The following is a 21,414-nucleotide window of genomic DNA, read 5'->3' as shown; positions in this document are numbered from 1 at the left end:
CGGCTAAAAGCTCCTGCCGAAGAGTTAATAAACCCATTTGTATTTTGTGATGCCGGTCCAAACTCCCAATAAGGAGGAGGGGGCTCGTTATGAGGCAGTGTGGGCGAGAGCAAAGATTCCCGACTACGATAAGCTGGTGGAGGTGTTTGAGGTGTTGAAATCGTCATATCTGTGGTTATGAGCGCGGGCTCTTGAAAGTGTGGGGCTTGCGGGGGGTAAAGCAGGTCGATTGCGCGCCCCGTTCGTAAAAAAACTCGTAATATTGCGCCACCACTTCGAGGGGTTTAAATGCCCTGTCGGATCAGAACCCATCACCGGCTCCCCCCCGCAAAACATATACGCATTCAACCCACCCGCCCCAAACGGACTCCAACTGTCCGGGCTATGAAACCGCATCAACCGCGGGTTGTAGGCGCGGTAACCGTTACCCAGGAAATACCAACTGGTTTGCCCCTCGCGCAACTCGCCATTAAATCCCACTCCCGTCACAACCTCTTGTTGTGCACTCTGATGACCATAGGCCGAATAAGCCAGGGGATTGATTCTGTCGGCAACGATTTCGGCGAGCACCGAGTTTTTGTGATCGGTGGCCAACAGAACGGTGCGTTGCTGGCGCGAGTTGTTGGGGACATCGCCAACTGAGCGGGTCATGAGGAGTCCTTCCTTGTAAGCAGGTCTCCATTTTTTACACGCAATGTTCGACGCCGGGTACTAGCAGATCTGATAGGGGATCGACATCTGTAGGAGCTGCCGAAGGCTGCGATCTTTTGATTTTTCCGTTGACGTTTGGCGGCGGAGGAGTCGATGAGGATCAAGATCAAAAGATCGCAGCCTGCGGCAGCTCCTACAGGGCGCGGGGTAGCACCACTGTGAACAAGGTGCCGTCTTCCTCGTTTGACGTAACCTCGATTGTTCCGGCGTGGGCCGTGACCACTTCCTTGACGATAAACAACCCCAGACCAAGGCTGGTGGATGGATGGCCCAGTTCTTCATCGGCCCGGCGTACTAGCGGGTCGAAGATTGTGCCGATGGCATCCTCGGGAATCGGCGGCCCGTAGTTATGCACCGTGAGGCGCACGGTGTCCGGCTCACCGGTGAGGGTGACCGTCACATCCCGTTTGTTCAAACCATGTTGCAACGCGTTGCCAATCAGGTTTTGCAGCAGTTGAGCCAGCCGTCCGGCATCCCAGGCACCTCGGGTATCGCCTTCTACCTTGACCGTCGGATCGCACTCCGGGTTACCCGCACAGGCTTGGGCAATCGCCGCATGTGTCGCATCAGCAAGGTCCATCGGCGCGGTTTCGATCGGCAGGCTCTTGCCCAGACGACTGCGCACCAACTCCAGCAAATCACCGACCATCACCGCCATGTGCCGCGCGCCACGCATGATGTTGTTCGCACAAGCCAGCGCATCGCCTTCGAGCGTTGTTTTACGCATCAGCAACTCAGTGGACATGCTCACCGCTTGCAACGGCGCGCGCAGGTCATGGCCGAGTATCGCCAGGAAGATATCCCGCGATCGATTCACCTGTTCGGCATAGGCCGCCGTGGATTCGGCGAGCGCTTCATCGATGGCTTCATTGAAGCGGATCATGTCTTGGAAGTAGGCTAGGTCCGGTGATTCCAGGCTGTTGACCCACAGGCGAATCACACAAGCACGCAGGTGGCGGAACTCGCTGGTCATCTGCACCAGATCGAACCCCACGGTATGCCGAAGCTCGCCATGACTGGCCCCCGCTTCATCCAGGCTCGGGGTTTTCTCCGGGCCTTCACCCTTGGCTTTGGCAACCTGTTCGCTGGCAGTTTGCGCGCTGGTCATGTCGCGCGCGGCCGCCAACAGAATCGCCTTGGCGTGGTCGCGCAAGGCCGCTCGGTCCATGTTTTCGGCCGCGGGGGTGATGGTTCGGGCGAACTGTTCCCATTCATCGACGATACGGTCTACGTGTTGCCTGATGAATTCGGATAAGCGCATGGCCGGTTTCCTGGCGGGAGGTCCGGGGAATCTTAGCCTCTTTACAGGCGGGTAGGCACCACCGCTGACAAGGTGGATCACGCAAGGGGTGTGTCAGGGTGGTAATTAATTATTTTTCAGGTTCTAAAGTTAGATGTTCTTCATTAGTTTTGCGGGTTTGCCAGCAGTTTTTTAATCTTTTGTTTTTGCAGGTGTTGAATAAGCTGGTAGTTCTAATCATCGCATAGGGATGCTTGCGAGAATGAACACACTTACAGAGGGGGTCGCGTCGGAAACGACTCCGACGACGGTTGGCAAGAATGAAAATATTCACTTGGGTTATCTGGTCGATAAAGTTCCTGGCTATTTAAAAAGTGCGTCACCGGTGAAACTTTTGGTGACAGTAGAACAGGACTCCACGATTCCCGACTGGTATGGCGCCGTTTCTCATATTAATCGCCAGTACCTGACGGAACTCATCAGCGAGCGCTGGCGCTTGCAAGACACGCTGGATAAAACACTGGGCGACTTGCAAAAAGACATCAACGCTTTCTCCGAACCTTTACTGGTTCAGGCCCTGAAAGAAAAATTGAATCTGGACCTGGATGTCAAACAAACGCTGGTGCGGCTTTATATACCTGCCACGTTGGGTTTCGGTATCGATACCAATGCCAGTCGCCTCAGGCAATCCACTCTGCTGGAAGCCGCCCTGCAAAACTTCGAGGAGCCTGAAACGCAGGAGGGGGCCTTTCGCGACGGCTCCGGCATCTTCACCAAAGATGCAGAAGGAGAACTTCAACGCCACGCGCTGACCGTCGAGCAGTTTGCCTCGCTGTGCCGCAGCCTGGATCTGGGCAAGCAATATCAACACCACATCAAGGAACGACTGGATCCTGCAGATGCCGCCATCAGTAAAATACTGGAACAACAATCCGTGGCCAGTGAACGAGCCGCCTTCAGCGAATCGGCACTGATTGCTTATTTGAAAAAAGATATTTCGTCCTACGCCTACGGAAAGTTGCAACAGGTGCGCAACAGCGAAAAGAACATCACGATCTATAATCGTCCATTGCAATGCCATCGACTTTCACTGATGGGGTTCAAACTGACTGGCATTGTGCTTTTCAGTGCCGTGGCAACCCCCTCGCAAGTCAAGGAAATATACGACGCACTGGTGCCCGAACACCAACGAACGATGATGGAGTGGTCGCAAAACCTTGCTGTTTTACCGGGGCAGGAGTTTGATCAGTTCAAGTTGATAAAGGCTTTTTTTGCCAACGGTCCCACAGGGTTGGTCGAGGAAATATTCCGTCGAGAAGATATCCAGAAACAAAGTCGTCTGGACGGGACATTGATCGCCTACGTCCCGGATGACCCCGATCATCCGCTCAAGGAATATAACTCCTTCACCGATTTCATGAAGGAGCTGACGCGCCAGCTGCGCTCGGCGGATTATCAACATTTTTTCAGCCGGTTCGTGGCGCAGAAAGACAAGGGCCGCTTCTTTGCGAGGGTCAACGAACGATTCACGACCTTTACCTGGCATCAGCGTGAGCCGCTGGATATGGGACCGTGGTGGCGGGAAACAGCCGTCGAAAACCCCAACGCGGAACCGATCACCAACGTGATAGCGCAGGAACTCTGGGCTCTGCAATGTCGCTGGCGCCGGGAAAAGGCCATGGCCGATGCACGACACATTGCCGTGCCTACCGACGATGAAGATGCCACCACCCGCTGGAAGCGCCTCACCAGCTACCTGAGTATCGGCTGGAACGTATTCAATTTCGGCGCGATGCTGGTGCCCGGCCTGGGTGAAGCCATGCTGGGGATCATGGTCGGGCAAATGCTGTTCGAAACCATGGAGGGCCTGGAAGACTGGAGCAAAGGGGACAAGGAAGAGGCGGCGGCCCTGCTCACCGGGGTCCTCATTAACGCGGCCCAGCTGGCGCTCATGGCGGCCGGGCATGTGCTGCCGAAAGGGGCACCTGCGCTCATCAAGCCATCGCCTTTTGTCGATGGCCTGAAAACGGTCGAGCTCCCTGACGGCAAGACCCGTCTCTGGAACCCCGACCTGAGCCCTTACGAGTGCAAAGTCACGTTACCCAAGGGGGCGAAACCCAACGCGCGAGGCCTTCATCAGCACAATGGGCAGGACATTCTGGCGCTGGACGGCAAGTATTTCGAGGTGAAGGAAGATCCGCCGACCGGCCAGCCTCGGCTTCGTCACCCCGGCCGACCGAAGGCTTATCAACCGAAGCTGGAACACAACGGCTTTGGTGCCTGGAAAACCGAACTTGACCGCCCCGTCGAATGGGACAAGACGCTATTGATGAAGCGCTTGGGTCATGCCGTTGAAGGTTTCGACGAGACGACGCTGGAGCAGATCCGTATTACCAGCGGTGTTGAAGAAAATGTATTGCGCAGAGTGCAGGTCGAGCACGAGCCGCCACCGGCACTGCTGGTTGATACGATTCAGCGTTTCAGGGCGTGGGCCGATGCCGGGAAGTTGCCTGAGCAGATTCTGGCCAACGAAGTCCCGCAAGAGCTGGTGGATTTTCTGCCACCGTTCATGACCGAACTGCCCCGATGGCCGGAGCACATGGGTATTGAGGTGTTCCACGGGCCTGAACATTGGGGGCGTTCGATAACGTACGGCAACCTGGAGCCTTCAGCGGGTCACTCGATCAAGTTGACTCGCGCCGAGGTCAAGGCGGGGAAACTTCCGGAACGGGTGTTGAAGTCTTTAAGCGAAACGGAAATCCGCGAACTGCTGGGCCAAGGTATCGCCAGCGATGAGCCGACACGGATCGAGGCCTTGCAGGGCAGGCTTGCCATGCAGGCCGAAACACAACGCAAACGCCTGTTCGATGGGCTGCGCAAAGCGAGGCAGCGTTCCGACAACGCCCAGGTGCTGCGCCTTCAGGATCACTTCAAGCTGCTTCCCACCAGCGTCGCCGAGGATCTACTGGCCCATGCTGCGCCTGCGGATCTGGCGAAACTGGCCGAGAAAAACACGGTCCCACTGACGCTCAGGCAGCAGGCGAGGGCGGCCGAGCTGGAAGTGCGTTTGAACCGCGCCTTCGAGAGGCTGTTCCTTGGTGAGCTGGATGATCCTGATACCGAAAGACTGGTGGCCAGCCTGCTGCAAATCTTGCCCGATATTGACCGGGCGTCGCTGACAACTGGCGCCCGCGAGGGTGCGACGCTCTTGCAAATCGTTCAACGGGCACCCGAGGCGCGAGAGCAGCTGAGGCCAATCCTGGCAGAAAATCCTGTCCGTGAACCGGCCTATGATCCGGACACCATGCGTCTTCGTGGCGGTATGCAAGGCTACCCACAGCTATTGCCCGAGCGGGAAGCACTGCATCGGCGTGCCAGTTCGCTCTATCCCGCCATGCTCGAAGAGCAGATCGACGAGCTTCTGGGCGGGTTCGGCAACCAGGCCGGTCAGCGCCTGAGTCAGCTGGAAGCCGAGTTCGATGAGCTGAGTCGCTCATTTCGACGCTGGCTGGATTCGCCCACGACGAAGTTTCGTTTCAGCGCCGAGGGGATCGCCGAATGGAATTCCAGGAATCAGGTATACAAAGCGATCAGGCAGTGCTGGCAGCGCACCGGACCACGAGGGCGCGAGGTGGTGGATATTGTCCATCCGCAGGCCCTGATTCTGGACGATATGCCCATGGGGCGGCACTTGCAGGGAATGCCTGAGCTGAAGGCCAACTTCGACCATGTCACGTCGTTGAGCGTACATAACGGCGAAATGACCACCTTCCAGGGGTACTTTCTCAGAGCCTTTCCAAGGCTGCGTGCCCTGGACCTTGCGGGAAACCGGCTGACAAGTTTTCCGCAGGTGATCAGTGACATGAAGTTTCTTCGTGCCCTGGAGCTGCGCGACAACCAAATTACACTGACCCCGGAGGGCCGTGCGCGGCTGAGGACAATGGTCAGGCTGGAGTCGTTGGGTTTGAGCAACAATCCACTGCGCCTGGCGCCCGACATCAGCCGCATGCGCGGACTGTATTTTCTACTGCTGGAGAACACCGGAATCGATACCTGGCCCACGGGTCTGTTCACCCAGTTACGTCCACGCAGTTTCTTCCTCAATCTGCGTTACAACCCCCTGCGGCACATTCCGGACATCGCGCCAGGTTCTTATCGTGCCGAATTGCTTGCCCGCACATTCCTGAGTCGTGAACTGTTGACGGATGAAGTGCGCAGCCAGCTCGAAACGTATATCGAGTCGCTCGGTCTTGACCCTGATCGTCCCTACCCTCCGAGGGGCAACGTCGACAGTTCGTATTGGGATGAGGGTTTATCCCCGGTGCAATGGAATGCCCTGCAGGAAACATGGGACGCCATCGAGGACGAGTTCGGTTCCGAGCCGTTTTTCAATGAGATCCGCAAGCTCACCGAGTCCGCCAGCTTCAAGAATGACACCGCCTTCAGAACGGATATGACCGGCAAACTCTGGCGCATGCTCGAAGCCATGGCCCGCAACAGTCAACTGCGCGAGGACCTGTTCAAGATGGCCCTGGCCCCGACCGAATGCGTTGATGCCGGGGCGCAGCTGTTCAATGCAATGGGCGTCCATGTTCTGATCGATGAAGCTTACGGGCTCGCTAGCCCTAGTCTGGTGGAGGCCGAGCTCGTGTCGTTGGCCAAGGGCAAATCACGTCTGAATGAACTGAGCAAAATTGCCCGCTCGGTCATCGACGAAAGAATAAACGCCGGTGAGCAATTCAGACGTGTTGACGCCAATGGCAGGGTGACGGGAACCATCGACGAAGTGGAAGTCCATCTGGCCTACATGACAGATCTGGGCACCCGTCTGGACCTGCCGTGGCAATCCCGAGACATGCAATTTCGGACAATTTCCGGCGTCACGCCGCAGATGATCGAGAGCGCTTATGATCGAGTACTGAAGCTGGAAGCCGGCGATCTGCTGCGCGACTCCATCAGCGAGCAACTGTTTTGGAAGTCTTATGTTCAAGGCTCCAATCGCGGTGTGTTCAAGGCTTTCAAGCGCAGAATCAATGCAAACACGGAGTTTCATGCCGTGTTGAAGGAACGGGCGAACGGGGCAACTCTTTCCATCGAAGAGAAAGCCCGGCTGAACGAGGAGATCCGGGTACTGGCCGCCGAGTTGGGCAAGCAGGAAAGCGAGATTGCTCCTGGGCAAGTCATGACAGATGAGGACTACGACGCAGAGCTGAATCTGATCGACGATGAGATGAAGGCACTGCTCAAGACCCTGACTCAACAAGCGATGGATCGGGCAAAACTGCAAAGGGTGGAGATTCCTTTCACCGTTGAACAGAGCAACTGATTGACCTGACAAACACCACTCCCGCACGACCAGATACCGTGCACTGTAGGAGCGAGCTTGCTCGCGATGGTCGTTAACGATAACGCGTGTTTACTGGCTAAACGCGGCGCTCTTCAGTCCATCGCGAGCAAGCTCGCTCCTACAATTGCCTTTCGTACCGGGCTCTTGTCTGGCCAAATCTCAAAACAGGAAATACCGCTGGGCCATCGGCAACACATCCGCCGGCTCGCACCACAACAAAACCCCGTCAGCCTTGACCTGATAGGTCTGCGGATCAACGTCGATATTCGGCAGGTAGTCGTTGTGAATCAGGTCGGTTTTCTGCACTTCCCGGCAGCCTTTGACCACCGCGATTTTTTTCTTCAGACCCAAGGCTTCGGGAAGACCGGCCTCCTGTGCAGCGTGGCTGATAAACGTCAGGCTGGTGGCATGCAGTGAGCCGCCATAACTGGCGAACATCGGGCGGTAATGCACCGGCTGCGGCGTCGGGATCGAGGCGTTGGCATCGCCCATCAGACTGGCGGCAATGGCGCCACCCTTGAGAATCAGCGTCGGTTTGACCCCGAAGAATGCCGGGCGCCAGAGCACCAGATCCGCCCATTTGCCCACTTCAACCGAACCGACTTCATGGCTGATGCCGTGGGTGATGGCCGGGTTGATGGTGTACTTGGCGATGTAGCGTTTGACGCGGAAGTTGTCGTTGCCTTCGCCATCACCGGGCAGCGGCCCACGCTGTTTTTTCATCTTGTCGGCGGTTTGCCAGGTGCGGGTGATGACTTCGCCAACGCGCCCCATGGCCTGGCTGTCCGAGCTGATCATCGAGAACGCGCCGAGGTCGTGGAGGATGTCTTCGGCGGCGATGGTTTCACGACGAATGCGGCTTTCGGCGAAGGCCACGTCTTCGGCAATGCTCGGGTCCAGGTGGTGGCAGACCATCAACATGTCGAGGTGTTCGTCGATGGTGTTGCGGGTGAACGGTCGAGTCGGGTTGGTCGAGCTCGGCAGCACGTTGGCAAAGCCGCAGGCCTTGATGATGTCCGGGGCGTGACCGCCACCCGCACCTTCGGTGTGGTAGGTGTGGATGGTGCGGCCCTTGAAGGCGGCGAGGGTGGTTTCGACGAAGCCGGACTCGTTGAGGGTGTCGGTGTGGATCGCCACCTGTACATCGTACTGGTCGGCGACGTTCAGGCAGTTGTCGATGCTGGCGGGCGTGGTGCCCCAGTCTTCGTGCAGCTTCAGGCCGATGGCGCCGGCCTTGACCTGTTCGATCAACGGTTCCGGCAGGCTGGCGTTGCCCTTGCCGGTGAAGCCGATGTTCATCGGGAACGCGTCGGCGGCCTGGAGCATGCGTGCCAGGTGCCACGGACCGGAGGTGCAGGTGGTCGCATTGGTGCCGGTGGCCGGGCCGGTGCCGCCGCCGATCATGGTGGTGACGCCGCTCATCAGCGCCTCTTCGATCTGCTGCGGGCAAATGAAGTGAATGTGCGTATCGATGCCACCGGCAGTGAGGATCATGCCTTCACCGGCGATCACTTCGGTGCTGGCACCGACGGCGATGGTGACGTTCGGCTGGATGTCCGGGTTGCCGGCCTTGCCGATGGCGGCGATGCGCCCATCCTTGAGGCCGACATCGGCCTTGACGATGCCCCAGTGGTCGATGATCAGCGCGTTGGTGATCAAGGTGTCGACCACTTCGGCGGCCAGCAACTGGCTTTGACCCTGACCGTCGCGGATGACTTTACCTCCGCCGAATTTCACTTCCTCGCCGTAGGTGGTGAAGTCTTTTTCCACTTCGACCCACAGTTCGGTGTCGGCCAGACGGACCTTGTCACCGACGGTGGGACCGAACATGTCGGCGTAGGCTTGACGGGAAATCTTCATCACAATTCCTTGCACAAATTTATTGTGGCGAGGGGATTTATCCCCGTTCGGGTGCGAAGCACCCGCAATATGGTTGATGAGGTTTGTCTGATGAACCGAGATGGCAGGTTTTACGACCGCTACGCGGCCGAACGGGGATAAATCCCCTCGCCACAGTCAAAGATCACCCATGATCCGCCCGGCAAACCCGAACACCCGGCGATGCCCGGCCAGGTCCACCAACTCGACCTCGCGGCTCTGCCCTGGTTCGAAGCGAACGGCGGTGCCGGCGGGGATGTTCAGGCGCATGCCGCGACTGGCGGCGCGGTCGAAGGTCAGGGCGTCGTTGGTTTCGAAAAAGTGATAGTGCGAGCCGACCTGGATTGGCCGGTCGCCGCTGTTAGCCACCTTCAAACTGACGGTGCGGCGGCCGACGTTGAGCTCGATTTCGCCGGGCTGGATCTGGTATTCACCGGGAATCATCAATGAGCCCCCTGGAGAATCTTGTAGTACAGGGCGGTCGGTTTGTACTGACCGCTCGGGTCGCAGGCGTAGTCGGGGATTTCGCCCGCGCGGGTGTAACCCAAGGCCTGGTAAAAATCCTCGGCGGGGGAACCGGCCTCGGTGTCGAGGTAGAGCATGCCGCGCTTGTGCTGGAGCGCGGCCTGTTCCAGCGCGCTCATCAACTGTTGGCCCAAACCTCGGCGGCGTGCCTGTTCGCGCACCAGCAGCTTTTGCACCTCGGCGCGGTTCAGGCCGTTGGCTTTCTGGCACAAGGTCAGTTGCACACTGGCCTGTACCTGTTCGTCCTTGACCACCACCCACAGCAGCACATTGCCCTTGTTCAGGTTGTCCTGGACGTCATCAAAATAGGCTCGGGCCTGGGTCGCGTCCAGGTTGGCCATGAACCCGACGCTGGCGCCATCGCCAACGGCGTCGAGCAGCAAATCAATCAAACCCTGACGATAGTGCGCAAAGCTTTCAACATTGACGCGTCGCAGTTGGGCAGCGTTCATCGGCATTACTCCTTGCTGGCAGTCGGCGGCTCCGCGCCAGGATTTAGGGTCAGTTGCATAAAGGTCAGGTCCAGCCAGCGGCCAAACTTGGTGCCCACCTGGGGCATCTGACCGGTGGTCACGAAACCGGCGCGTTCATGCAGACGAATAGACGCGGTATTCCCGCTTTCGATGGCGGCGACCATGACGTGTTTGGCGCACTCTTTGGCGCGCTCGATCAGCACGTTCATCAATTGTGGACCGAGACCATTGCCGCGCTGATCGCTGCGCACGTAGACCGAATGTTCAACGGTGTGGCGAAAACCATCGAACGGTCGCCAGTCACCAAATGAAGCGTAGCCCAGCACGCTGTTATCGCCGTCGACGATCACCAGTATCGGATAGCCCTGGGCTTGCCGGGCGCTGAACCAGGCCTGGCGGTTGCCGAGGTCCACGGCCTGTTCGTTCCAGATCGCCGTGGTATTGAGCACGGCGTCGTTGTAGATGTCGCGGATCGCCGGCAGGTCGGCGTGCACCGCGTCGCGGATGTGGTAAGTCATGGCGCGGCCTCAGGCGATGGGTTGGTGGACGGTGACCAGTTTGGTGCCGTCGGGGAACGTGGCTTCTACCTGGATCTCCGGGATCATTTCAGGGATGCCTTCCATCACTTGTTCACGGCTGAGCAGGGTGGTGCCGAAGTGCATCAGCTCGGCCACGGTCCGACCGTCACGCGCGCCTTCGAGCAGTGCGGCGGAGATGTAGGCCATGGCTTCCGGGTAATTGAGTTTCACGCCGCGCGCCAAACGCCGCTCGGCCACGAGGCCAGCGGTGAAGATCAGCAGCTTGTCTTTTTCGCGTGGGGTCAGGTCCATCGTTTGGAATCCGTTTTTGGCAGAATGAAAATCGAATGTCTTGCACTAGCTATGTAGGAGCTATGTAGGAGCTGTCGAGCGAAGCGAGGCTGCGATCTTTTGATCTTGATCTTTTTCGGCACCGCTGAAGATCAAAAGATCGCAGCCTCGCTTCGCTCGACAGCTCCTACAGGGGATATGCAAATTCAGGTGCTCCATATTCTGGGTGGGACGGCTTCACGGCCTAACAATGCAGGCCGGAGCAATCGCCACAATTCGATCAGCCAGCCGCGCGCCAACAGCGCCTCGCTGGCCAGGCACCGGGCAACCAACAGTCCCGGCAACTGCGTCAGATCCCCGCGTACGTCATTGCTCAACGAACGGCATTTCTCCAGTAGCTCACTATCAATCTCGCCGGTCACCAGCAACGTCGCAAACACCGGTTGCCCGTCCAGCCCGATCGGCGAATCAAGCAAACCGTCATTCCCGACAATGCGCTGGCGTTCGTGCCAGAGCAACTGGCCGTCACGGCGGATATCCAGTTTCGCCTGGAAATACCCGAGGTCGAAACGCTCGCCGCTGGCCGGGCGACCCAGGGCCACGACGTCCCAGTAGAACAGCCGGGCATCGCCTTCAAGGTCGATGGAGGTGCTGAGTTCAGCCTGCGCCGCACTGAAGATGATCGTTTCCTGTGGCAACCATTCCAGTGTCGCACCCGCGGCTACCCGCAATTCCAGCTGCTGATAGGCGGGGCCGGCCGCGCGATACCACTTGGCCGCGCCCGGACTGGTGATCTGCGCCCAGGCATTGCCACCGACGCTGACCGAGATGTCCAGGCGGTCACCGCCGGCAATTCCGCCCGGCGGGTGAACGATGATGTGCTGGCACACCTGCGGCCCTTCGGCATACAGGTGCTTCTGCACCCGCAGCGGGCCCTGGTGGCGGCGCTGAACCGGTCGCGTGCTGTCGCCGAACCGGGCATAACCCAGTTCCAGCTCGGCATGCCAACTCGGGGTGAACGGCGTTGTGAGGGCAGGTAAATTCATGGTTTCTAATTATCGTTAGGACGCTGCAGATTAAATCGTAACCAGACCGCGTACACCCTCGGCCTCCATATTTTCTCCGCGGCCCTGCTGCACGATCTCGCCCCGGGACATCACCAGGTAGTGGTCGGCCAGTTCGGCGGCGAAATCGTAGAATTGCTCGACCAGCAAAATCGCCATGTCGCCGCGAGCCGCGAGTTTCTTGATCACGGCGCCGATCTCCTTGATCACGGACGGCTGAATGCCTTCGGTGGGCTCATCGAGGATCAGCAGCCGTGGGCGGCTGGCCAATGCACGGCCAATCGCCAATTGCTGTTGCTGGCCACCGGACAAGTCACCGCCGCGCCGTTGCTTCATTTGCAGCAACACCGGGAACAGCTCGTAGATGAACGCCGGGACTTCCCTGGCTTCGGAGCCGGGAAAGCGCGACAGGCCCATGAGCAGGTTTTCTTCCACGGTCAGTCGGCCGAAAATCTCGCGGCCCTGAGGCACGTAAGCGATCCCGGCATGCACCCGTTGATGCGGCTTGAACGTGGTGATCGGTTTCCCTTCCCAATTCACCGCGCCTTCTTTGGCCGGCAGCAAACCCATCAGGCATTTGAGCAGTGTGGTCTTGCCCACGCCGTTGCGTCCGAGCAGGCAGGTGACTTCGCCAACCTTCACGTCAAACGTCAGGCCGCGCAAGATGTGGCTACCGCCGTAGTACTGGTGCAGCTTGTCGACTTGCAGCATCGTTGAATTCTCCTCAATCCCCTGTAGGAGCGAGCTTGCTCGCGAAGAGCCTTGGGGTGACACGATCATTCAGAAGAAACGCGTCATCGTTAACGTCCATCGCGAGCGAGCTCGCTCCTACAGGTAGCAATCAGCGACCGAGATAAACCTCAATCACCCGCTCGTTGTCCTGTACCTGTTCCAGCGACCCTTCGGCCAGCACGCTGCCCTGGTGCAACACGGTAACGTGGTCGGCGATGGAGCCGACGAAGCCCATGTCATGTTCCACCACCATCAGCGAATGCTTGCCCGCCAGGCGCTTGAACAGTTCTGCGGTGAATTCGGTTTCGGCGTCGGTCATGCCCGCCACCGGCTCGTCGAGCAGTAACAGTTGCGGGTCCTGCATGAGCAACATGCCGATTTCCAGGAACTGCTTCTGTCCATGGGAAAGCAAACCGGCGGGGCGATTGACCGAGGTGGTCAGGCGAATCGTTTCCAGCACTTCGCTGATGCGATCTTTCTGTTCGCCACTCAGGCGCGCACGCAGACTGGCCCATACCGACTTGTCGGTTTTCTGCGCCAGCTCCAGGTTTTCGAACACGCTCAAGGCTTCGAACACCGTAGGTTTCTGGAACTTGCGGCCGATACCGGCCTGGGCGATCTGCACTTCACTCATCTGCGTCAGATCGAGGGTTTCACCGAACCAGGCCTTGCCGTGACTGGGGCGAGTCTTGCCGGTGATCACGTCCATCAGCGTGGTCTTGCCCGCGCCATTGGGGCCGATGATGCAGCGTAATTCGCCGACGCCGATGTACAGGTTCAGATCGTTCAGCGCCTTGAAGCCATCGAAGCTGACGCTGATGTCTTCCAGGGTCAGGAGGGTGCCGTGGCGGGTATTCAGGCCGGGGCTGGCGCGTTGGCCGAGGCCGATGGCGTCGCGGCTACTGCCGGCATCCTTGTTGGGGTCCACCGGGAAAAAGGCCGGTTCGAGCATGAACTCAGCCGTCGCAGTCACTCTCATTGTTCACCCCTTTTTTTCAGCAGGCCGATCACGCCTTTGGGCAGGTACAGGGTCACGACGATGAACAGCGCCCCAAGAAAAAACAGCCAGTATTCGGGGAATGCCACGGTGAACCAGCTCTTCATGCCGTTGACCACGCCGGCGCCGAGCAGCGGTCCTATCAGCGTGCCGCGACCACCGAGCGCCACCCAAACGGCGGCCTCGATGGAGTTGGTCGGCGACATTTCGCTCGGGTTGATAATCCCGACTTGCGGCACGTACAGCGCGCCGGCCAAACCGCACAACACGGCACTCAACACCCAGACAAACAGTTTGAAACCGCGTGGATCGTAACCGCAGAACATCAAGCGGTTCTCGGCATCGCGCAGCGCGGTCAGGACCCGGCCAAATTTGCTCTGCGCCAAGCGCCAGCCGATAAACAGGCTCGCCACCAGCAACAGCACTGTCGCGAAAAACAGCACCGCGCGAGTCCCCGGTTCAGTGATGCCAAACCCAAGAATGGTGCGGAAGTTGGTGAAACCGTTGTTGCCACCGAACCCGGTTTCGTTGCGAAAGAACAGCAGCATCCCGGCAAACGTCAGGGCCTGGGTCATGATCGAGAAGTACACGCCTTTGATTCTCGAGCGGAAGGCGAAGAACCCGAACACCAACGCCAGCAACCCCGGTGCCAACACTACGAGGCACATCGACCAGAGGAAGCTGCTGGTGCCGGTCCAGTACCACGGCAATTCGGTCCACGACAGGAACGTCATGAACGCCGGCAAGCCATCGCCCGAGGCCTGGCGCATCAGGTACATGCCCATTGCATAGCCGCCGAGGGCAAAGAACAAACCGTGGCCGAGGGACAGCAGGCCGGCGTAACCCCAGACCAGGTCCAGCGCGAGGGCGACGATGGCGTAGCAGAGAATCTTGCCCACCAGCGTCAGCGTGTAAGCCGAGACATGCAGTGCGCTGTCCGGCGACAACAGCGACAGCAGCGGCAATGCCAGCAGCAGAACGAGAATCACCGCGCCCACCGCGATCGTGACTTTGGGGCCGGCCTTTTGCGTGGCCGTGAGCATCAGAGGTTGATTCATCAGTCGATCACCCGTCCTTTCAGTGCGAAGAGACCTTGCGGACGCTTCTGGATGAACAGAATGATCAGCGCGAGGATCAGGATTTTTCCGAGTACGGCACCGATCTGCGGTTCAAGAATCTTGTTCGCGATACCGAGGCCGAAGGCGGCCAGCACGCTACCGGCCAACTGGCCGACGCCGCCGAGTACCACCACCAGGAACGAGTCGATGATGTAACTCTGGCCGAGGTCCGGGCCGACGTTGCCGATCTGGCTCAGCGCTACGCCACCGAGGCCGGCGATGCCCGAGCCGAGGCCGAACGCGAGCATGTCCACGCGCCCGGTCGGCACACCGCAGCAGGCGGCCATGTTGCGATTCTGGGTCACGGCGCGGACGTTCAAGCCGAGGCGGGTTTTGTTCAGCAGCAGCCAGGTCAGCGCCACCACGAACAGGGCGAACGCGATGATGACGATGCGGTTGTATGGCAGCACGAGGTTGGGCAGCACTTGAATCCCGCCCGACAACCACGCCGGGTTGGCCACTTCAACGTTCTGAGCTCCGAACATCAGTCTGACAAGCTGAATCAGCATCAGGCTGATGCCCCAGGTGGCGAGCAGGGTTTCCAGTGGCCGGCCGTAGAGGTGACGAATCACCGTGCGTTCCAATGCCATGCCGATGGCGGCGGTGACAAAAAACGCCACCGGCAAGGCGATCAGCGGGTAGAACTCGATGGCTTGCGGGGCGAAGCGCTGGAACATCAACTGCACCACGTAGGTCGAGTAGGCCCCGAGCATCAGCATCTCGCCGTGGGCCATGTTGATGACGCCGAGCAGGCCGAAGGTGATCGCCAGTCCCAGTGCTGCCAATAGCAGGATCGAACCGAGGGACATGCCGCTGAACGCCTCGCCGAGGACCTCGCCGATCAGTAGTTTGCGTTTGACTTGCGCCAGGCTGGTTTCGGCGGCGGTGCGCACAGAGGCGTCGGCTTCGACGCCCGGTTCAAGCAGGCTTTCGAGGCGCGTGCGGGCCAATGGATCGCCGGTTTCACCGAGCAGACGCACAGCGGCGAGGCGCACGGCGGGGGTGGTGTCTACCAGTTGCAGATTGGCGAGTGCCAGGCTCAGGGTGGCGTGAACGTTTTCATCTTTTTCGCCCGCCAGCTGCCGGTCGAGGAAGGCAAGCTGCGCCGGTTTTGCGCTTTTCTGCAATTGCTGGGCAGCGGCCAGGCGGAGGTGGGCGTCGGCGGCGAGCAATTGGTGGCTGGCCAGTGCGGTGTCGATGAGGCCTCGCAGGCGGTTATTCAGGCGCAGGGTTTTCGGCTGGCCGTCGAGGGTCAACTCACCTTGTTGCAGGGCTTTGATCAGTTCGATGCGGGCCGGCTCGGGCTGCGCGGCCCAGGCTTCCAGAAGTTTGGCTTGCTGCACGGGATTGGCCGCGATGAAGTCTTCGGCGTCACCGGCGTGGGTGGCCATCGGCAACAGCAGCGCGAGGGCAATAATGAAGCGGTGAAGGGCGGTGGGCATAGTTGGTCGCCTTGACGCGGACATTGTAGGAGCGAGCTTGCTCGCGATGGTGTATCAGCTACATTGATGTCGACTGACACACCATCGCGAGCAAGCTCGCTCCTACAGGGAATTGTGTCGGGACGAACAATTTCGTCAGGTCCCGACATCCAGTGGCTTAGTTGCTCTTCACCGCATACTCAGGCTTCTTGTCGTTACCCGGGATGAACGGGCTCCACGGCTGGGCGCGGATCGGGCCTTCTGTTTGCCATACCACGTTGAACTGACCGTCTGCCTGGATCTCGCCGATCATCACCGGTTTGTGCAGGTGATGGTTGGTGCTGTCCATGGTCAGTGTGTAACCCGATGGCGCGGCAAAGGTCTGGCCAGCGAGGGCTTCGCGGACTTTGTCGACGTCGGTGGACTTGGCTTTCTCCGCCGCTTGCGCCCACATGTGGATGCCCACGTAAGTGGCTTCCATCGGGTCGTTGGTCACCGCTTTGTCGGCGCCCGGCAGGTTGTGTTTCTTGGCGTAGGCTTTCCAGTCGGCGACGAATTTCTTGTTCGTCGGGTTCTCGACGGATTCGAAGTAGTTCCACGCCGCGAGGTTGCCCACCAGCGGTTTGGTGTCGATGCCACGCAGTTCTTCTTCACCGACCGAAAACGCCACGACGGGAACGTCGGTGGCTTTCAAACCCTGGTTAGCCAGCTCTTTATAGAAAGGCACGTTGGAGTCGCCGTTGACGGTGGAGATCACGGCGGTCTTGCCACCGGCCGAGAATTTTTTGATGTTGGCCACGATGGTTTGATAGTCGCTGTGGCCGAACGGGGTGTAGACCTCTTCGATGTCTTTGTCCGCCACACCTTTGGAGTGCAGGAACGAGCGCAGGATCTTGTTGGTGGTGCGCGGGTAGACGTAGTCGGTGCCCAGCAGGAAGTAACGCTTGGCGCTGCCGCCTTCCTCGCTCATCAGGTATTCCACCGCCGGGATCGCCTGTTGGTTCGGCGCGGCGCCAGTGTAGAACACGTTCGGCGACATCTCTTCGCCTTCGTATTGCACCGGGTAGAACAGCAGGCCATTGAGCTCTTCGAACACCGGCAATACCGATTTACGCGATACCGACGTCCAGCAGCCGAACACCACCGCAACCTTGTCCTGGGTCAGCAATTGACGGCCCTTCTCGGCGAACAGCGGCCAGTTCGATGCCGGGTCGACGACTACCGGTTCCAGCATCTTGCCGTTCACGCCACCCTTGGCGTTGATCTCGTCGATGGTCATCAACGCCATGTCCTTGAGCGAGGTCTCGGAGATCGCCATGGTGCCGGACAACGAATGCAGAATACCGACCTTGATGGTCTCGGCGGCCTGGACGGTCCAGGTCATGCCCATCGCGGCGATGCTTGCCGAGAGTGTGAAAGCCTTGATCAAGCTGCGACGCTTCATTGTGCGATCTCCATGAATTTATGAATTTTCTTGGTGGCAGATGCGGACTACGGAAGGGTCTTTAGCAAGGGCTGTGCCCGGTCGGCAAAAGGCAGGGAAATGTCGTGTTAGAGCGGTTGCGCCCTTTGGCGGCGCACCATGAAGGGCCGCGTCTGGCGCGGTGGTGCGAGGCGATGCGCCACATTGGGGCGCAAACATTGCAGGCAACACCGATCAATTGTAGGAGCGAGCTTGCTCCGGGCGGCGTTCCGACGATGGACTTGAGCGCAACGCGTTTATTCAGGAAGAACGCGTTATCGTTAACGTCCTTCGCGAGCAAGCTCGCTCCTACAGGGATTGGGGGAAGCCTGTGGGAGCGCGGAACGTTTTTTACGATGAAGTCGAGGCAGGTTCGGTGTGCCGATTGAGGCGCGACAGCAGCAGTCGATCCAGCAGCCATACGACGATCAGCGAAGCGCCCACCAACGGAAACGCTACCGCCAGGGCAAACATGATGACCATCGCCGTTTTCCATTTCGGCAGGTCGTGACGTAGCGGCGGGACACCGAATTTGCCCTGTGGCCGACGCTTCCACCAGATCACCACACCACTGACCGCGCTGAGCAAAATCATCAGGCAAATCAGCAGCACGACGATCTGATTGAAGGCACCGAACATCTTGCCTTCGTGCAACATCACGCCGGTTTCCGTGACGCGGGCGACGGTGCCGTAATGCTCCCAGCGCACATCGGCGAGGACATCGCCGGTGTACTGATCGACATGCAACGTGGCGTCGTTGCGCGGGTCATCCGCGAACACTGCGATGGTGAACACGCCGGTGGCGGTGGTTGGCAAGGTGATGCTGTAACCCGGTTCGACCTTGCGCTGTTCGGCGATGTCCTGCACGTCTTGCAGGCTGATGGTCGGTGCGGCAGGGCCGGCTTGTGCGCCGCCGTGGGACATGTGTTCGGCGTGGTCGCCGGACATTGGCATCGGTGTGTTTTCCATCGCCCATGGCACGGTCTGGCGAGTGGCGGTATTGAGCGTCCGCGCCTCGACGTCTGACGTGGGCACGTTGTTCCACATAGCCGCCGGAAACACGTTCCACACTTGCGCGTATTTCTGTCCCCAGAACCCGGTCCAGGTCATGCCACTGAGCAGCATCAGCAGCAGAAAAGTGGCGCCCCAGAAACCGGTGACGGCATGCAGGTCACGCCAGAGCACGCGCCCGCGACTGTTCAGCCGTGGCCATAATATGCCGGCGGCTTGCCCGCGTGGCCACCACAAAAATACGCCGGAAACCACCAGCACCACGGCCCAGCCGGCGGCCAGTTCGACCAGTCGATCACCAACCGTACCGATCATCAACTCACCGTGAATCGCTCGCGCAACGGCTTGCAGATTCTTCTTTGCATCTTGCTCGCCGAGGATGTCGCCGTGGTACGGATCGACGAACACGTTGAGCTCGCTGCCGCCATTGAGCACGACAAATTGCGCGCTGCGCTCGGCGTTGACCGGTGGCAGGTACTGTTTGATGGTCGCGTGTGGATACGCGTCTTTCACCCGCTTGAGCAGGTCGTCGGCCGGGACGCTGTGATGCCCGGCGGGGACGTTCATCAAGCTGTCGTACATCAACGGGTCGAGCTGCGGCTTGAACAAGTAAATGATGCCGGTCAGGGCCAGCATCACCATGAATGGCGCGACGAACAGACCGGCATAGAAATGCCAGCGCCAGGCCAGGTTGTAGAAATTCGGTTTGGGTTGTTTCATTAGGTGTGCTCCGCTTGGCGATTCAATTTGTCTTGAAAAGATCGCAGCCTCGTTTCACTCGACAGCTCCTACAGGGTGTACGCGCTCCAATGTAGGAGCTGGCGTAGCCTGCGATCTTTTGACTTTCTCTTGTTAGAAACTCATGTCCACTCTGGTCCAGAGCGTTCGCCCCTGTTCTTTTATGGCCTGCGGGTCCTTGGGGTTAGTGACGATCGTTAGCGGCGACGCTTGGGCAGGGCTCAAGCGTGTGTCAGCAGAAAACCTGGACATGACAATTTCCCTCGAACAGTCGTAAACGACACGTCCGGCAGCCTGCGCAATTCCTGTGGGAGCGAGCCTGCTCGCGAAAGCGGTATGCCAGACGACATTTATGCTGACTGACTGCCCCTCTTCGCGAGCAGGCTCGCTCCCACAGGTTGTTTTGGCTGTCGTGCGGGCCGTGTGAAATCTGAGGTGGGTGTTTACGCGACGATGGGCGGGGCGCGGGTGCGGGCGCCGGGGAAGAAGGTTTGCCGGGCGTGGCCCAGACGGGGGAGGGGGTGGTGAATGTGTTAGTGGGCGGGGTGTCGAAAGCGGCGAATGTCACACCGCCGGTGAGTGCCGGGCAATTGAACAGCAGGCTGCAGTAACCGCATTTTTCCCAGAGTGCGTGATGGGAGGCTTTGGGCGGGCAGTGCTCGGCGGTGGCTTGCGCGCCGTGCTCCATTGCCGACCTGTCCATGCTCATGTCCATCGACATGCTCATGGAGACGTTCATCAAAGCCGAGCTGCGTTGATCCATCGGCATCGACTGAGAAATCAGTGGGCCGATAAAGATCATCAACATGGCGAACAGGCTGATCCAGCTGCCGTGGGTCAGGCTCAATGGCTGACGGCGTGCTGCGGATGACCTAGCGCTAAGCGGGCGCATGGGCGTTTCAGCTCTGCTGATTACGGCGTGTGCACGTGCTCTTGCATGGCGTCGGGCGCTGCTTTCTGCACAGCGACCTCGACGGTCACGTCACCGGACTTCTCGAAATGCATCGTCAGCGGGAAGCGTTTGCCGTCGCTCAGCAGGCTGCGGTCTTTGAGTTCCAGCAGCATCACGTGATAGGCCATCGGCGCAAACGTGACGGTGCCTCCGGCCGGGATTTCGACGCTCGGCACCTGCTGCATTTTCATCAAGTCGTTCTGCATCACATGCTCGTGCAACTGGGCGAGGCCTGCGATCGGCGTGTCGACACTGAGCAGCCGGTCGGCGGCTTTACCTTTGTTGTGAATCACGAAGTACGCCGCGACGGTCGGCGCATTGGGTGGCAATTCCTGCGACCAAGGGTGCGTGATTTCAAGTTCGCCGGTTTTGTATTCGTGGGCATTGGCAAAGCAGGCAGGCAGCAGCAACGCAGCCAGAACGATGAGTTTGTTCAACATGGCAGTTCTCCAGAGCGATTCAAAACGCAGGTCAATTGCGAAAAGGAATCACACCAGAGGGGACGCGCGGGGATTAAGACTTGGCCATTGCTGGCGCGGTGTCGGGGTGTCGAGAGAGGCGGCGGGCAGGCTTCGATTGGCTTCGAAGTGCGCGAAATACAGCTGCGGCACATGCCCGGGCAGCGCCATCAGCGAAGCAGAGCCGGAGCAACACCAGCAATGCTGCATGTTGGAATGATCGTCGCTCTGCGGGGCTTTTTGCTCGATATCGCCCAGAGAGATCGCCACCATCTTCGTGCCGCTGGAGGTGCAGAAACTGCCCCACAACAACTGTTCGGCCGGCGATTTCACCGTCTGTGCCATCGCTCCGGTCATCGGCATGGCGAGCAGGTTGAACAGCACTGCGAAGCAGGCGATCCAGGCAATTGCAAGCCGTTGTCGGGACATGGGACAGATCCGGTTGGGGTGGGCGATCAGACGCGGCTATTTAGCCTGA

At 59.3% G+C, this 21,414-nt stretch carries 17 protein-coding genes and 1 pseudogene; 1 reads left to right on the top strand and 17 read right to left on the bottom strand.

The genetic code is table 11. The features are described 5' to 3' along the window. Window positions 1-123: 123 nt before the first annotated feature. Window positions 124-651, bottom strand: coding sequence for an RHS repeat-associated core domain-containing protein (locus tag JFU37_RS09750; RefSeq protein ID WP_201115097.1), 528 nt, complete (start codon window positions 649-651; stop codon window positions 124-126). A 193-nt stretch (window positions 652-844) separates the two neighbouring features. Next, on the bottom strand, window positions 845-1,972 hold the full coding sequence (locus tag JFU37_RS09745) for a sensor histidine kinase (protein WP_201115096.1): 1,128 nt from the start codon (window positions 1,970-1,972) through the stop codon (window positions 845-847). Window positions 1,973-2,213: 241 nt separating this feature from the next. On the opposite strand from JFU37_RS09745, the gene JFU37_RS09740 reads away from it, so the two are divergent. Next, on the top strand, window positions 2,214-7,277 hold the full coding sequence (locus tag JFU37_RS09740) for a dermonecrotic toxin domain-containing protein (protein ID WP_201115095.1): 5,064 nt from the start codon (window positions 2,214-2,216) through the stop codon (window positions 7,275-7,277). A 180-nt stretch (window positions 7,278-7,457) separates the two neighbouring features. On the opposite strand, the gene ureC is transcribed toward JFU37_RS09740, so the two are convergent. The 15 genes and pseudogenes from ureC to JFU37_RS09665 all read right to left on the bottom strand — a co-directional run bounded on the left by ureC (window position 7,458) and on the right by JFU37_RS09665 (window position 21,365). Further along, entirely contained in the window at window positions 7,458-9,158 is a 1,701-nt protein-coding gene (gene ureC, locus JFU37_RS09735; protein WP_201115094.1) for an urease subunit alpha, read from the bottom strand. A 156-nt stretch (window positions 9,159-9,314) separates the two neighbouring features. Further along, window positions 9,315-9,620, bottom strand: a complete 306-nt coding sequence (locus tag JFU37_RS09730; protein WP_201115093.1) for an urease subunit beta — start codon at window positions 9,618-9,620, stop codon at window positions 9,315-9,317. Continuing rightward, window positions 9,620-10,153 (bottom strand): GNAT family N-acetyltransferase, encoded by a 534-nt coding sequence (locus JFU37_RS09725; RefSeq protein ID WP_201115092.1) that lies wholly within the window; start codon window positions 10,151-10,153, stop codon window positions 9,620-9,622. Before JFU37_RS09725 ends, JFU37_RS09730 begins: the two co-directional genes overlap by 1 nt. A 5-nt stretch (window positions 10,154-10,158) precedes the next feature. After that, window positions 10,159-10,692, bottom strand: coding sequence for a GNAT family N-acetyltransferase (locus tag JFU37_RS09720; RefSeq protein ID WP_201115091.1), 534 nt, complete (start codon window positions 10,690-10,692; stop codon window positions 10,159-10,161). A 9-nt stretch (window positions 10,693-10,701) separates the two neighbouring features. Then, window positions 10,702-11,004, bottom strand: coding sequence for an urease subunit gamma (gene ureA / locus JFU37_RS09715; RefSeq protein ID WP_033055605.1), 303 nt, complete (start codon window positions 11,002-11,004; stop codon window positions 10,702-10,704). A 185-nt stretch (window positions 11,005-11,189) separates the two neighbouring features. Further along, window positions 11,190-12,029 carry an urease accessory protein UreD gene (locus tag JFU37_RS09710; RefSeq protein ID WP_201115090.1) on the bottom strand — a complete coding sequence of 280 codons (840 nt, stop codon included), beginning with the start codon at window positions 12,027-12,029 and terminating at the stop codon, window positions 11,190-11,192. A 30-nt stretch (window positions 12,030-12,059) separates the two neighbouring features. After that, window positions 12,060-12,758, bottom strand: a complete 699-nt coding sequence (urtE, locus tag JFU37_RS09705) for an urea ABC transporter ATP-binding subunit UrtE (protein WP_201115089.1) — start codon at window positions 12,756-12,758, stop codon at window positions 12,060-12,062. Between the two features lie 130 nt (window positions 12,759-12,888). After that, window positions 12,889-13,758, bottom strand: a complete 870-nt coding sequence (urtD, locus tag JFU37_RS09700; protein ID WP_201115088.1) for an urea ABC transporter ATP-binding protein UrtD — start codon at window positions 13,756-13,758, stop codon at window positions 12,889-12,891. Beyond that, a complete protein-coding gene (gene urtC / locus JFU37_RS09695) occupies window positions 13,755-14,834 on the bottom strand; it encodes an urea ABC transporter permease subunit UrtC (protein WP_201115087.1) in 1,080 nt (359 codons plus the stop codon). Before urtC ends, urtD begins: the two co-directional genes overlap by 4 nt. After that, window positions 14,834-16,336: an urea ABC transporter permease subunit UrtB gene (gene urtB, locus JFU37_RS09690; protein WP_201115086.1), complete on the bottom strand. Its 1,503-nt coding sequence runs from the start codon at window positions 16,334-16,336 to the stop codon at window positions 14,834-14,836. The genes urtC and urtB overlap by 1 nt, the downstream gene beginning before the upstream one ends. A gap of 157 nt (window positions 16,337-16,493) precedes the next feature. Further along, complete coding sequence (urtA, locus tag JFU37_RS09685) at window positions 16,494-17,759, bottom strand: urea ABC transporter substrate-binding protein (RefSeq protein WP_201115085.1); 1,266 nt, start codon at window positions 17,757-17,759, stop codon at window positions 16,494-16,496. Between the two features lie 369 nt (window positions 17,760-18,128). Next, window positions 18,129-19,508, bottom strand: a complete 1,380-nt coding sequence (locus tag JFU37_RS09680) for a PepSY-associated TM helix domain-containing protein (RefSeq protein WP_201115084.1) — start codon at window positions 19,506-19,508, stop codon at window positions 18,129-18,131. 461 nt (window positions 19,509-19,969) lie between these two features. Beyond that, window positions 19,970-20,418 (bottom strand): annotated as a pseudogene (locus tag JFU37_RS09675) (DUF2946 domain-containing protein). 20 nt (window positions 20,419-20,438) lie between these two features. Then, window positions 20,439-20,918 (bottom strand): copper chaperone PCu(A)C, encoded by a 480-nt coding sequence (locus JFU37_RS09670; RefSeq protein ID WP_201115083.1) that lies wholly within the window; start codon window positions 20,916-20,918, stop codon window positions 20,439-20,441. A gap of 48 nt (window positions 20,919-20,966) precedes the next feature. Further along, window positions 20,967-21,365 (bottom strand): DUF2946 domain-containing protein, encoded by a 399-nt coding sequence (locus JFU37_RS09665; protein WP_201115082.1) that lies wholly within the window; start codon window positions 21,363-21,365, stop codon window positions 20,967-20,969. Window positions 21,366-21,414 lie beyond the last annotated feature (49 nt).

Source organism: Pseudomonas sp. TH41, assembly GCF_016650695.1.
Lineage (GTDB): Bacteria > Pseudomonadota > Gammaproteobacteria > Pseudomonadales > Pseudomonadaceae > Aquipseudomonas.
The sequence above is the reverse complement of the archived record's forward strand: the minus strand, read 5'-3'. Positions and strand labels throughout refer to the sequence as shown.